At 63.8% G+C, this 14,971-nt stretch carries 6 protein-coding genes and 1 pseudogene; 6 read left to right on the forward strand and 1 reads right to left on the reverse strand.

Translation table 11 applies throughout. From position 1 onward, the window contains the following. Positions 1 to 123: 123 nt before the first annotated feature. Positions 124 to 675 (reverse strand): annotated as a pseudogene (locus AB1451_12340) (IS630 family transposase). Between the two features lie 370 nt (positions 676 to 1,045). On the opposite strand from AB1451_12340, the gene AB1451_12345 reads away from it, so the two are divergent. The 6 genes from AB1451_12345 (at position 1,046) to AB1451_12370 (ending at position 14,827) form a co-directional block, all read left to right on the forward strand. Further along, positions 1,046 to 1,366 (forward strand): hypothetical protein, encoded by a 321-nt coding sequence (locus tag AB1451_12345; protein MEW6683693.1) that lies wholly within the window; start codon positions 1,046 to 1,048, stop codon positions 1,364 to 1,366. Positions 1,367 to 1,741: 375 nt separating this feature from the next. Further along, positions 1,742 to 3,241, forward strand: coding sequence for a tetratricopeptide repeat protein (locus AB1451_12350; GenBank protein ID MEW6683694.1), 1,500 nt, complete (start codon positions 1,742 to 1,744; stop codon positions 3,239 to 3,241). A gap of 28 nt (positions 3,242 to 3,269) precedes the next feature. Beyond that, a complete protein-coding gene (locus tag AB1451_12355) occupies positions 3,270 to 4,208 on the forward strand; it encodes a FecR family protein (protein MEW6683695.1) in 939 nt (312 codons plus the stop codon). Positions 4,209 to 4,265: 57 nt separating this feature from the next. Then, positions 4,266 to 6,245, forward strand: a complete 1,980-nt coding sequence (locus AB1451_12360) for a DUF1565 domain-containing protein (protein MEW6683696.1) — start codon at positions 4,266 to 4,268, stop codon at positions 6,243 to 6,245. 97 nt (positions 6,246 to 6,342) lie between these two features. Then, a complete protein-coding gene (locus AB1451_12365) occupies positions 6,343 to 6,804 on the forward strand; it encodes a hypothetical protein (GenBank protein MEW6683697.1) in 462 nt (153 codons plus the stop codon). A gap of 103 nt (positions 6,805 to 6,907) precedes the next feature. Beyond that, positions 6,908 to 14,827: a kelch repeat-containing protein gene (locus tag AB1451_12370; protein ID MEW6683698.1), complete on the forward strand. Its 7,920-nt coding sequence runs from the start codon at positions 6,908 to 6,910 to the stop codon at positions 14,825 to 14,827. The last annotated feature ends 144 nt before the right edge of the window (positions 14,828 to 14,971 follow it).

Here is a 14,971-nt window from a genome sequence, read left to right on the forward strand (position 1 = left end):
AAGCGCACCTTCGGATAGAGCGGTGAGGCCTCCGGGCGAGCGTGGCGCATGCGATCCTCCGGATTATGCGTGGGAATCAGCCGCGCCATCTTACCTCATCGCGGGCCTACTGCGGAATCCGGGCTCAATGTTCCGGTGTCGCGGATAACAGGAGCCGATGACCTTCCCTTCCAGCACGTTCAGCGCCGCGAACAGGCACGTGGTGCCGTGGCGCTTGTCGTCATGGGGCATGGTTTGGCAGCGCCCCTTCTTCATCGGCAAGCCGGGCTGCGTCCGGTCCAACGCCTGAACGTGGCTCTTCTCGTCCACGCACAGCACCACCACTTTGTCCGGCGGATTCAGGTACACCCCCACCACGTCCGTCAGTTTCTCGACAAACCGCTTGTCCGTGGACAACTTGAAGGTCTCGACCCGATGGGGTTGAAGCCCGTGCGCGTCCCAGGTCCGTTGCACCGTGGATTTGCCGACCCCCTGGGCTTGGGCCATCGACCGCACGGACCACTGCGTGGCATCACGCGGCGTCGTGTGGAGCGTCGCCCCGACGATGGCGTTCACCTGGTCCGGCGGCAGCGCCTGCGGACTCGATCCGTGGGGCGCGTCCTCGGCCAAGCCCATCGGCCCCTGTTCCGCGAAACGGGTGTCTACCACGAGGGGGCAGTATTGTAAATATATCACTGGGACACTACACTAGCTATAACCAGTTACACAGTTCACTGTACAGACCTCCCCCGTCCTCTGCCGCACCAGCGGATACGCCGCGACAAGCTCCCGGCGGCCGCCGCGGGCAAAATTTGTCACCGCCTCACCCTCGGGTTACAGGTGTGACTCAGCGCTCAACCGGTGGAGGCCGCGTACGAACCGCCGAAAAGCGTGCCAGCGGGGGCATGGATATTGCGTACCACAAATAGACTTCTGTATGCCCCGTTCCGTATCAACGTCTCTCCCGAGTCGCTTGCCGTCCTGGAGTCCCTCCGTTCTGCTCCTCCTCTTGCTTTCGATTGGCGGGTGCGGCGAGAGTCTGCACGCGGAGCAGGCGGGGGTCTATGTGGACTCGACGACTCAACGGTATCTGAAAGGGGCCTTCGATGAGATGAAGGCCTGCAGCGGTTTTGAGCAGGGAAGCTTCCAGGAGATGACGGTCGTACTGATGCCACCGATCTTCCCGTGTCCGCATTATGCCGAGGGATGCAGCGGCGAGTACATCGCTCCAACCTCGATCAAGGTCGGCAGTCTGGCAGTCTGGAATCACGAAGTGCTTCATTACTTGCTATACCTGAATACCGGATCGGCTGATCCCGGCCATCAAAACCCTCTATTCGACGCCTGCACGCCGGGCGCACACCAGGCCAAGCCCCTCGCATTTTGACAACCCGTGCGGCGCTCGCCGCTGGCTTTTCCTTGAGGCGGTAATTCCGTCCGGGTAGAAAATTTCTCCCCTCCGTGTAAATTTTTCTTGACTTAAGCTAAGCCGTTACACTACTCTAGCCTTACTCTTTTATGGTCTGTCCAGGGCTCTTCCCCTCCGCCCCGGATCAACTGGGTTCCTTTCTCCTATAGTGCACGATTGGTGGGCCGATAGCGTGGGACCATTGGCTCCGTTTCCGGAGTCACTTTTCAGGCGAAGCGTTCTCTGGTTAGCTTCCCGCCGAGCCGGGACAGTGCGGCACGAGTGCTCTCGAACATGAAACGGAGACTCCGCTCTCGATCCTGTCTGTTTCTGATACTGGGTCTATGGTTCGCCATGTGTACGCCCCGTCCCTTCGCTCAAACTCCGCCGTCGGTTCCGTTTGCGACCTACGATCTCTCTCTGACCAAAGGGCTTGCCCTCCTCAACCAAAAAAATTACCAGGACGCGATCGTCGAACTGAGGCGCGCGCTGGCCGTCAAACCGCACGATGTGCCGGCCACGTACCACCTGGGGGTGGCGCTTCGGAAGGATGGGCAATTTCGCGAAGCGGAGGCGGCGCTGGAGGAGGTCGTGCGACTCGATCCCGCGTTTCAGCGCGTTCACTTCGAGTTGGGCGCGGTCAAATACGAACTGGGCGACTATAAGGCCGCTCTTCGCGAGATGGACCTAGCCGAGCAAGCCGACCCCGATTCGGCGCTCACCTATTATTATCAGGGCCTCGCGCTCCACCGCCTCGGTGAGTATGAACGGTCGTCTCCCCGCTTCCTTCGCGCCATCGGTTTAGCTCCCGAGTTGGGGCTCACGGCGCACTATTACGCCGGCCTGGGGTATTACCGGCTCAACATCTTGGATGAGGCGCGGGACGCCTTTGAGGAAGTCATCCGCATCGACCCCCACTCGCCGATCGCAGAGTCCGCACGCGACCTCTTGGCACAGATCGAACGTCGCACGCCTGCCAAGCGGTGGTGGAACCTTCTGGCCAGCGCCGCGTATCAATACGACACCAACGTCATCTTGTTGCCGGGAGGTTCGGCGCTGCCGGCGGGCATCTCGCGGGAAAGCGACAGTCGGGCGGTCTTCTACGGCCGGGGCGAGATCCGCTCGCCGGAGCGGCGTCATCTGAGGGCGGGCGCCGCCTATACCGTGTATCAGAGCCTGCACGCGGAGCTCACGGAGTTCAACGTCCAGAGCCACCAGGGCGAGGTGTACGCCTCGTACCGCCGCAAGCCGATCACGGTGCGCGTGCCCTACCAGGTCTCCTACTCCTTGGTCGACGGCGAGGAGTTTCTGCTGACCCACAGCGCCCGACCGACCCTCTCGTTGACGGAGTCCCGCTTTACCGCCACCCAGGTCGAGTACGGATTTTCCGTGAAAGATTTCAGGGAGTCCACGCGTTTTGTCGGAAACGACGACCGGGACGCCGTCAACCACGCAGCGGGGATCGCCCAAACGCTGATCCTGGGCAAGGGTAACTTGATCCGCGCGGGATACCGCTACGACACCGAGTTGACGGGGGATTCGCCGACGGAAGATGATTGGGAGTATACCGGTCATCGGATATATGGGAATGTTCGGCTCCCCGTGTACTTCGCGATCGACCTGGAGGTGGGGGCGGACTACTATCGCCAGCAGTATGAGCACCCCAACTCCCTTTCGGCCCTGGGAATCAACCGGGACGATCGCCTCCAGGCGTATAACGCAAGCCTGTCCAGAACGTTTCTCGACTGGTTGACGGTGACAATCGAGTATCTCTATACCAACAACGACTCCAACCTCCCGGAGTTTACGTACGACCGAGGGGTCTCGTCCGTCATTCTGGCGGGACGGTGGTGAACCCGCTTCACGGAAGGAATATTCGATGATGAGGAATTCGCGAGTGTGGGCGCTGGGCTTGGGTGCGTTCGTGTTCACCTGGGTCGCGGTGGCCGAGGCCCAGCCGATTTCAAACATCGGCAGCGTGACCGCCGTCCAGCGCCAGGCCAACGTCATGCGCGCCGGCCGCGTGGAGGTGGAGGTGGTCAAGCTCGGAGGCCCGGTGCTTTTTAAGGATTTCTACGAGACCAAGACCGAGTCCAAACTCAAGCTGTTATTTCAGGACGACAGCGTTTTAAGCCTGGGCCAAAATACCAGGCTCCGGATCACCGAAAACATCTATGATCCCGGCAAGAACCGACGGAGCACGGTGCTCAACCTGATCCACGGAACCACCCGGGCGCTGGTGGGCAAGGTTTTCACCGGGGCCGGCTCCAAGTTCGAGATCCATACTCCCACCGCCGCCGCCGCCGCGCGCGGCACCTATTTCATCGTCTGGACCACGATCGAGAACGGCCAGACGATCACCGGCGTGGTCAACATCGGCGAGACTGGCCGGGTGGTGGTCACCAACCTCAGTCCCAAGATCCAGGGCGAGGTGGAGTTAGGTCGGCACCAATACACGATGGTGGACGCGGACAGTCCGCCGACCCCGGCCGCTACGATGGACGCCGGACTGATGCAAAGCTTGGTGGCCTCGACGCAGGTCGACGATCAGGTGGCCGACAACATCCCCACCGGGATGGAGCTGCCGGGCGCGGACATCTCGATGGATATCGATCCTCCCCAGCAGGTCGAGCCCGGCCAGGCCCAGAAGCCGGAGCCCGACTCCGGGGACACGGCGCTTGCCGAAGTCGAGTTGCAGGGCGACGCGACCGATTTTCCATCCACCCCGCCCATCTTCGAGCAGCCCGGCGATCGGATGGGAGGGGGTGCCCCGGCCACGTCGTCGCTTTCCACCACCGTGATCTTTCCCGACGCGCCATGATCCTCATATGCAATAAACCACATACCTTAAAAGGTTTAGGCGGTACGGACTAACGCGATGTTTGGTCACAACGGCAAGAGGTGGTGGGCCCCAATTCCGATGGTGGTGCTTCTCTTGGGGTGTGGTTCGGTCGGCGGCGATCAGCCATCGACCGCACAGGTGGGGGTCACGATGACCATTCCGTCCCTCGAGACGGGCGCCCAGGCCGCCCCGACCGCAAACCGGATGGCCCCGGCGCCCCCGTCGGTGGCTACCGTCCGCCTGGTGGTCACCGATGCCGCGGGCACCGAGCTGGCTTCGGCCACCCGGACCGTCACCCCCGGCGAGACCGTGACGATCGTGCTGGAAGGAGTACCGTCCGGACCGGCGCGCCGAGTGACGGCCACCGCGAGCGACGCCCAGGGCGCCGTGCTCTTCCAGGGCCAGGGCGGGCCGGTGGATCTGGACCCCGGAGTCCTCACCGAGCTCACCATTCAGATGACCGCAGTGAGGGTCCCGACCATTACCATCACGCCCCCCGGAGCCGAGGTACCAACCGAAGCAACACAAGCCTTTACCGCTACCGTGACCGGCCTTAGTGACGTCTCGGTGAGATGGAGCGTCAACGGAGTCGAAGGCGGGTCCGACACGTTCGGACGGATCACGCAGGACAATCCTGCCACGTACACCGCGCCGGTAGAGGTGCCCGTGGAGCAACCCATTACGATCACGGCCACCGCCGTCGCGGACCAGACCGTATCCGCCACGGTCAGTCTGGTCGTGTTCTCGTCCTCGATCATCCTTGTGGCCGTCGACGGCGTGGACGGACCCGCCTGCGGCACGCCGAGCAGTCCATGCCGAACGATCACCCAGGGGATGAGCCTCGCGTTGGCCGGACAGACCGTGGTCGTAGCCCCCGGAACCTATTCGTTCGGGGGGACCGGTGGAGAGCCGGCTCCACTGTTGATGAAGGCCGAGGCGGCGCTCGTCGGTGGGGGATCTAGCATCACAACCTTGGATTTTTCAGCCGCGAGTGCGCCGGGAGGAGGCATCGTTACCGCGGACGGGGCGGCACTGGCTGGGTTCACAATCGTCGGGGCCGACAGCGTCCCCTACCTCGTCGAAATCTTGAACGGGACCCCGCTCATCGCCAGTAACGTTTTCGCCGATCTCGCGGGAGGAGGACGCAACTGCTGTGGGATTGGCATCCGCGTGGCCGGCACGGGAACGCCGGTGATTGCAAACAACACGTTCGGCCAGGGCTCAGACGTGCTCTCGACGGCCATCCTGATTGAGGAGAGCGCGGTCCCCGTCGTCGAGGCAAACATCATCCAAGGAAACACGATCGGCATCCACGCTCGCGGAAGTGCGACGCCCACCATTCAAGACAACACGATCGTTGGAAACTTCACCGGGGTTCAGATCGACGACAGCGCGCTTGCGGATCTCGGTGGAGGAGCCGGTGGAAGCGCAGGAGGCAACACCCTGAGTTGTAATACCGACGCGGATCTGGTCTACAACAGAAATACCGGAACCGTCTCGGCTCGAAACAACGTGTGGGACCACGTCCCACCCACCGAAGCGTTCATCGGCGCACCATCGCCCCCCGGCATTGATATCCTGCTCGGTGACGCCAGCGCCGACACCACGGGCGCGGCGCTCGTGACTTCTCCCTGCAACACGACCAGCACCGTCACCATTGCGCTCACCGGTCCGAGTGGGACCAGGATCGGCGGCGTGGATCTGAGCATGGACTACGACGAGAGCCTGGTGGCGTTCAGCACGGCGGTTGCAAGCGGCGCCGCAAGTGGGGTTGAACCTGTGGTCAACGATGATCCGTCACTTACCAACCGTTTGGTAGTCGTCGGGCTGGTTGCTCCCAATGGATTCACCATCGACGGAAGCCCGACGGAAATCCTCACGCTGACTTTTCAGAATGTGGCCAATGGCCTGCCCTCTGAGGCGACGTATCAACCGGTCACGTTGATTGAGGTATCCGACTTGAGTGGCGCACCCATCACGGGGGTCTCGGCCAGCCTCACCATAACGAATCGGTAGCCCCGTGTGTGCGGCGTCACATCGACCCTGTGATGGACGACCGGGACTGAACATGCCCTTTGGTGTAGCGTAACGCCTCGAACCAAGGTGTAATCGCATGACCTCTCAACCATCACAATCCGCAATGTTTCGGCGATCGAGAGGCTGGTGTGCCCTGTGGGCGGCATTGGTGCTCGGCGTCGCCGCTCTCGTTGTGGGACCTTCGAGCGCCGCGGCGGAGACGGTGATCGTCGAAGTGACCGGCGCGCCGCTGATCGGGAGCGTGGCGCTGACGGTGGGGTTTGATCAGCGCCTCGTGGCGTTTGAGGGCGCGACCGCGAGCGGGGCGGCCGCCGGCGCGCTGACAGTGGTGAACCCTCAGCCCGGACAGGGCTGGGTCAAGGTCGGCATGATCAAGGCCGATGGTTTTGGGTCGGGGGAGATCTTGCGGTTGACGTTCCGGACGCTGGGAACTGAAGCGCAGGCTGCGGGCGTCTATCCCGTCCAAGCCTTGACGGTCACCGATCTCTCGGGACGCCCCCTGCCGGCGGCCCGCGCCGTCGTGTCCGTGTCTCGCTGAAATATAGGGGCGGGTTCAGACTCGCCCTATAGGCTGTCCGACAACGCCGCAGCCCCCTTTCCTGGACAGTGGCCCGGGATTCGATCCTCGTAAAGGTGTTCATATGAAACCAGTCACGCGCATCGTGAACCTCTCCGGTTCTTCCCTGGTCGCTTTCGCGCTCGGGGCGTTGATCGGTCTTCCAAATCAGGCCTTGGGCGCTGTCCCCGGGGACATCTCCCCGGCCGGGGCGCCGGATGGCGTGATCACCATGCCCGACGCGCTCCGCGCCCTGCGCATGGTCGTGGGCCTGGAGACGCCGACTCCCGAAGAACGCGTCACCGGCGATGTGGCGCCGCTCCTGGTGAATGGTGGGCAGGTGGCGCTCGATGCCAATGGCCAGGTGCTGTCCACCCCGGATGGCCGCATCGGCATCGGTGACGCGGTGGTGCTGGCGCGCGCCGGCGTCGGGCTCATCCGTCTCCCGGAAATCAGCCCGCTCGCCGCGGCGCGGGCCGGGCACACCGCCACGCTCCTCCCCAACGGACAGGTGCTGATCACGGGAGGGGACGGCGGCGCCGGACCACTGCCCACCGTGGAGTGCTTCGATTCCGCCACGCGCGCGTTCAGCCCCACGAGCGGCGGGCTCACCACCGCGAGAACCCAGCACACCGCGACCCTGCTCCCCGATCAGAACACCCTGCTGGTGGCAGGACGGGACTCGGCCGGCCCCACGCCGTCGCTCGACCAGATTCGCTTGTGCGGCGCCCCCACCAGCCTCTCCGCCACGTTGATCGCCCGCGAGGAGCACGCCGCCGTGCTCTTGGCCGACGGCACCCTGTTGATCACCGGCGGGCACAATGCCGACGGAGCGATCCTGGCCACCGCCGAGCGCTACAACCCGCGCACCCGGACCTTCACCCCACTGGAACCGATGACCAGCGCCCGAGCCGGCCACAGCGCCACGCTGTTGTCCGACGGCATGGTCTTGATCGTTGGTGGAGTGACGTCGGACACGTCCGGCAACTCGGTTGTCGTGGCATCCGCCGAGCGGTTCGACCCGACCACCGGCGTGTTCACGCCCCTCTCGACGCCCTTGCCCACGCCCCGCGCGGGCCATACCGCGACGCTCTTGCCTGACGGCCGGGTGCTGATCCTGGGCGGTGCGGACGCCACCCCGACGGTCCTCGCCTCGGCAGACATCTTCGATCCCTCGTCGGGATCATTCAGCGCGTCGCCGTTCGTTCTCCGCGAGGCGCGGGCCGACCACAGCGCCACGTTCTTACCGGATGGGCGGCTCTTGGTCGTCGGTGGCCGGAATGCCGCGGGCCCCCTGGTCTCGACCGAGCTGATCGGGCCGCAGGCCGACGCCACGGCGCCCACCGTGCTCGCCGTCATCCCACCCGACGGCGCGACCGGCGTCGCTCCCGATTCGATGGTCGCCGTCCATTTTTCCGAGCCGCTTCGCACGACGTCGGTTTCGAATGCCACGGTGGGGCTTGTCCCGGAGGCGAGCCCCACGAGCCGAGTCGACGGGACGGTGACCCCGGCCGAGTCCGGCCTGCTGGCGTTCTTCACCCCCAGCGCGCCGCTTGAGCCCGGCACCACGTATACGCTCACGCTGGGACCCGGGATCTCGGACACGGCGGGCAAGCCGCTCGCCACCACGACCCAGAGCTTTACAACCAATCATCCGCCCGTGCTGGCGCCGATCGGCAACCGGGTAGTCAACGAGGGGCAGGTCCTGCAGGTCACGCTGAGCGCGACGGACGTCGACGGCGATGAGCTGACGGTTTCGGCCGTTGACCTTCCCCAAGGAGCGACGTTCGATCCCGCGATCCGGACCTTTAGTTGGACTCCAGGATTCTCCGTCTCGTCGCCGACTGCCAACAACTTCTTCGATGTACTCTTCACGGTGTCGGACGGCCAGGTCGGCGGAACGGACAGCGAGACCGTGCGGATAACGGTGAACGACGTGACCACGCTGACCGGAATCACCGTTACCCCGGCCAATCCGACCATCAACGTCGGCGGAAGCCAACAGTTCACCGCCACGGGCAGCTTCAATGATGGATCGACCCAAGCGCTGACCAACGTGCTCTGGTCCAGTGATTCCGCTGCGGCCACGATCACCAATGACGGCCTGGCTACAGGGCGTGTTGCGGGGAGCGCCCTGATCACCGCCACCTCGGGCAGTGTGAGCGGGAGCACCACCCTCACCGTCGCGAACCGCTCTCCCCTCGCCAACGCGGGGCCCGACCAGACCGCGGAAGCCACATCGCCTACAGGGGCGACGGTCACATTGGACGGCTCGGGATCGACGGATCCCGACGGTGATTCACTGAGCTACTCCTGGGCCGAGGCCGGCGACGTCGTCGCCACCGGCTCCACGCCCACCGTCCCGTTCTCGCTGGGCAGCCATACCATCACGCTGACCGTGGCGGATCCGACAGGGGCAACCGGCACCGACACCGTCGTCATCACCGTCCGGGATACCACGCCTCCCGTGCTCGCGAACGTCCCCACCAATCAGACGGCGACGGCGACGAGCCCGAGCGGCGCGCTGGTCGAGTACCCGTCTCCCACTGCGAGCGACGCGGTCAGCGGCACGCTCCCCGTCTCGTGCGATCCGCCGTCCGGCACCACATTCCCCCTTGGCGCTACCACGGTAACCTGCACGGCCACCGATGGGGCCGGCAATGTTGGCCGGGCGTCCTTCACCGTGACCGTGGTCACGCCCACCACCCTTGCGGTGACCGTGCTCGGGGGTGGCCCCACCGGCCACGATCCGCTGCCGGGCGTCCGCGTGCTCCGACACGATCCGGCCACCGGCGCGTTGCTCGGCGATCTCCTGACCAATGCGAGCGGCGTGGCAGACTTCGGGGACATCGGCGCCACCCGGGCCACGATCTCGATCGTGACCACGCGCGCGCAGAGCACACCTCCGAGCCACGACATCTTCACCTACGTGGATGTGCCGGCCGGCGCCCTTGTGGCCGACGCGAACGTGAACAACGGGCTCGACCGCCCGGTGCTCGCCAATGTAGACGCGACGCTGTTGAACCTGCCGCAAGGCTCGGTATTCGCCAACCTGTTTGCCGGCGGGTTCACCTCCAGCGGCGCTCTCGTGCAGAACGGCTCGGCGCAGTTCCCCGCATATCCGATCGACCAGTTCCAGAGCGACCTGAAGTTCAGCCTGCTCGGTGCGGCGATTGACGCGACGGGTGCGGTGGTGGGATGTGGCTCGTTGGTCGACCTGGATCCCCAGACCTCAGGCAGCGCCGCCGTGTCGATCGACGCCGCCGTCGCTCCCGGTCTCATCCCCTTCACCGCCTCGGAGCCGGCGATCTTCGAAGGGCTCACGATGTTACGGAGAGGCCTGGTGTGGAACCTCTTCAATTTTGGTGGTCAAGGGGGCCCGGCCACGTCGGGTACGCTGGCCGTGTGTCCGTTGCAGGACGGCGAGCGATTCGAGCTTTCGTTCCGGGCGCTCGAAACGGCGACGTCGTCGTCGCGCGGCATCAGCCTGACCTCGTCAGTCCTGCCGGAAGCACTGGACGTCACCCTGCCCGCGCTCTCGATCGATACGCTCGGGCGCAGCACGGACGGTCGCACCATTAACTGGCAAATCTCCGGTGCGGACGCCGGCCAGCTCGACGTGGCGTACACGGAGCTGAACTGGGCCGGCACGGCCGCAGAGTACCGCTGGGGCCTGGTCGCTCCCCAGACCGCAACCGAGGTCTTGCTCCCGTCGCTGCCCGCGGACCTGGCCGACCGAGTGCCGCCAGCGACCGGCACCGGACTGTTTTTGTATCTGGGTGGATTCGATACGATCACCGGGTTTGACGATCTCGTGAGCCAGGTCTCGGCCGACCGCGGTGACTTCGACGCGACCTTCCTGCGAGCCGCCCAGGAGATCAATGTCGAACGCTCAAGCCGCTTGCTCGCCGTGACGGTCGAGGGGACGGGTTCGGGCCGGGTGGTCTCCGAGCCTGCGGCAATCGACTGCGGAACGGTCTGCACCGCCAACCTCCCAGGGGACACGCTGATCACCCTGACCGCCACCCCCGACCCCGGTTCCAGCTTTATCACCTGGGAAGGCAACGTGGGCTGTGGCAGCCAGAACCCCTGCACCTTCCGCCTGCTGGATGACGTGACGAGCGTCACCGCAACATTCGAGACGATCCCCAATCGGATCCCAGTCGCCGATGCCGGACCTGATCAGGTCGTGGAAGCCACGTCGCCCGCAGGCGCCTCGGTCACGCTGGACGGCTCGGGGTCCACCGATCCAGACGGTGATCCGCTGACGTATACCTGGAGGGATGCCGCAGGCGGTACCATCGAGACCGGGGTCTCTCCCACGCTCATCCTGCCGCTCGGCAGCCATACCATCACGCTGACCGTCACCGATCCCACAGGCGCGACCGGCAATGACGAGGTCATCATCACCGTCCAAGACACCACGCCGCCGGACACGATCATCGACAGCGGCCCAGCGGATACCCTGCTTATCACTGCCACGTTCACCTTCCACTCCACTGAAACCGGAAGCACGTTCGTGTGCGAACTGGACGACGGCCTCCTTGTCGCCTGCGCCAGCCCGGTGACGTACACCGATTTGGCCGAAGGCCCGCATACCTTCATGGTCCGGGCGACCGACCCCTCGGAAAATCCGGACCCCACACCGGCCACGCACAACTGGACGGTGATTCCGTCCACGATCTTTGTCGACGGAACCACCGGGATCGACAGCTCCACCTGCGGCACGCAAGCCGAGCCCTGCAGGACCGTGACCCAAGGTCTCGTCCGCGCCGTCGCGGGGCAGACCGTTTCCGTGGCGGCTGGATCTTACAGTTTCGGCAATATCGGAGAAGAGCCCCTTCCACTTGCCGTGAAATCTGGGGTGGCCCTCGTTGGGGCCGGCGCCGACTCAACCTTCCTGGATTTCAACAGTACGCAGGGCAACAACCCCGATATCGGAATCACGATGGCGGATCAGGCCACACTCTCTGGCTTTACCTTTCGTGTAAATGATTACTTCGATTACCTCATCGACCTCGTAAATGTGAGCATCTTCGGCACCACAACGATTCGGGACAACCTTTTTGTGGACCTCAACTGTGCCCGTTGCCTGACCGTCGCGATACGCGTCCGCGGGGGGGGAGAGGTCCCGCCGTCTCCCGTGATTAGCGGCAATATTTTCGGCCGTGTTGACGAGTTTGGCAATTCCGAGGGTTTTCTCACCGCCCTGCTCGTCGAAGTCTTCGCTAATCCACGAGTGGTGGCCAATACCTTCATAGGAAACGACACGGGGATCCGTACCGACCTTGGCGCGATGCCGATCATTGAAGGCAACACGCTCATCGGAAACTATGTCGGGATCTCTCTCGACAAAGAACCCAATCTTGTGGGAGGCGGCGTCGGCGCAAGCAACGGTGGTAATACTCTTGGCTGCAACCGGGACGCCGACATGGTCAACAATACGCCCAATGCCATCTCGGCTCGGAATAACGCCTGGGATCATGTCCCACCAACCACCGGGAGTGTCTTGGGAAACGGGGTCGACATCGCCAATACCTCGCAAGGAAGCGTCGATGCCACCGGGGCCACCCAACAGACCACGTGTTTTAATCTCGTCGTGGTCACGGCAGGAAGCGGCAGCGGGTCCGTCGGCGTAGAACCCGGAGGGATCGGCTCTGGCTCAAACGGCTCCACGTTCTTCATCGCCGGGACCGCCGTTACGTTGACGGCCTTCCCCAACACCGGGTCGGTGTTCGCCGGGTTCAGCGGAGGGTGCGCCAGTACCGCCACGACCTGCACCTTCACGATTACGCAAGACACGGTGGTCACCGCCACCTTCAACAATTCCACGCCGACGATTACGAGCGTGAACCCGACCCCGGTGACGTTCGGAGTCACGCCCAGCGGTGCGGTAACGATCGATGGGGCGAACTTCGTCGTGGGGGCGACGATCACTGTGGGTGGCCTTTCTGGGCCAACTGTGGCGGGCAGCACCGCGAGCGCCTCGACGCCGTTTGTGTTCGTCGACAGCACGCGATTAAGGTTTTATTGGCCCAACACCTCCTTAACCCCGGGTAGTTATGGAGTGCGGGTCACCAACCCGACTGCCGCAGGGGGCCTGTCGACTACGTTGGCGAACGGCTTTACCGTCAACGCGGCCCAGCCGACGATTGCGAGCGTGTCGCCCTCCTCGGTAACGTTCGGCGTCGATCCGAGCCGGTCGGTGACGATCCTGGGCTCCAACTTCGTCCTGGGGGCGACGATCACCGTGGGGACTCTCACCGGCGCGACCGTCTCGGGGACAACCGCAACAGCGGGGACACCATACGTGTACGTGAGCGATAATCAAGTCCAGTTTTACTGGCACAACACCACGCTCGCCCCGGGGGTGTACGACGTGGTGGTGACCAACCCCGTTGCCTCTGGAGGGTTGGCGGCGACTCTGACGAACGGCTTTACGGTTATTCAGAGCTTTACCCTCACATTGACCAAGACAGGGCCTGGGACGGGGACGGTGTCGAGCAGCCCGCAGGGGGTCAACTGTGGGACAGCCTGCACCAGCCAGTCCTTTACCTTTAGCGGCGGCACCGTGGTCAACCTCTCCGCCAGCCCGTTAGCCGGGTCGAATCTCATGGGGTGGAGCGGCGCCTGTCTCGGAACAGGAATCTGCTCCGTAACCATGGACGCGAACAGGTCGGTGGCGGCACACTTCAACCTGCAGGCGGTCCAGATCAGCACCGGCCAAGCTCATTCCTGCGCGCTTATATCAAATGGAACGATTAAGTGCTGGGGGAGCAACTCCAGTGGCCAAGTTGGAGGCCCATCCCTTTCCACCGTGACCGGAATCACTACCGCCACGTCTGTTGAGGCTGGAGCGAGTCACACTTGCGCCCTTCTGGCGAACCGCACCGTCCAATGTTGGGGATCAAATAGTAGCGGGCAACTGGGCGACGGGACCACCGGCGGCTCTACTACCACTCCGGTGACGGTCAGCGGCATTTCAAATGCCGTAGCGATTTCCTCCGGCGGAAGTCACACCTGCGCGGTGCTATCGACGGGGGCGGTGCAATGCTGGGGCTTGGGAACCAGCGGTCAACTCGGCAACAATGCGTTCAATAATTCCGCGACCTCTGTCACGGTGTCCGGAATCACGACTGCCGTGGCCGTGTCGGCCGGAGGGGCGCACAGTTGTGCCGTTTTATCGACTGGGGCGGTGCAATGCTGGGGGAGCAACGGCTCCGGTCAATTGGGGAGTCCAACCGCCAGCAGCGGGGCATCCCCAGTACCGCTTACGGTCAGCGGCATCTCAACTGCAGTCGCGGTCTCAGCCGATAACGCCCACACCTGCGCAACCCTATCGAGTGGCGCAGTCCAATGCTGGGGATCGAACAGTAGCGGCCAGTTGGGCAACGGGACCACCGGCGGTTCCTCTACTTCGCCAGTGACGGTCAGTGGTATCTCAACTGCAGTGGCGGTCTCAGCCGGTAACGCCCACACCTGCGCATCCCTGTCGAGTGGGGCTGTATCATGCTGGGGGGACAACGATTCGGGGAAATTGGGTAACGGAGACGAAACGTTGACAGACCGCGCAAGTCCCGTTGGGGTTTCGGGCATTTTCACCGCCACTGCCGTGGCCGCTGGCGGAAGCCACAGCTGCGCCGTGAGGTCTGACGGGAGAGTTCAGTGCTGGGGCTCGGGAGGCTTCGGTCAGCTCGGCAACCAACTTGCCGGTGGCTTCTTCTTCACATCGCCCGTGGGAGTCATCAGTCTATTCGGCTTTACTCTCACCGTTGACCGGTCGGCGTCTGGGGTAACCATCACGTCGTTCCCCTTCGGGATCGGCTGCTCTGACGTGTTTGGTGGCCCGACAACCGTGACGTGCGCGGCCTCGTTCCTGAGTGGGACCAGGGTGACGCTCTATGCAAGACAGACCGCAAATCCAGCAGACAACGTGGCTTTCCGGCAATTAACCGTTGGCGGGGATACAACAGTCACCGTCACGCGGTCTGATCTTCCGTTCTAACGGAAGCGCGAAAGAATACCGGCTGCCTCCTCTAGTAGAGTGGGCGCTCACGATTTATCACGCCGCAGTGTTGGGCATTTGTCATAGTTCGGTCATCGAATCTTCACATGAGCTTGAGGAAGAATCCTTGGGAGGTTGGTCCCG

This window comes from Nitrospirota bacterium (genome assembly GCA_040757335.1).
GTDB lineage: Bacteria > Nitrospirota > Nitrospiria > 2-01-FULL-66-17 > 2-01-FULL-66-17 > JBFLXB01.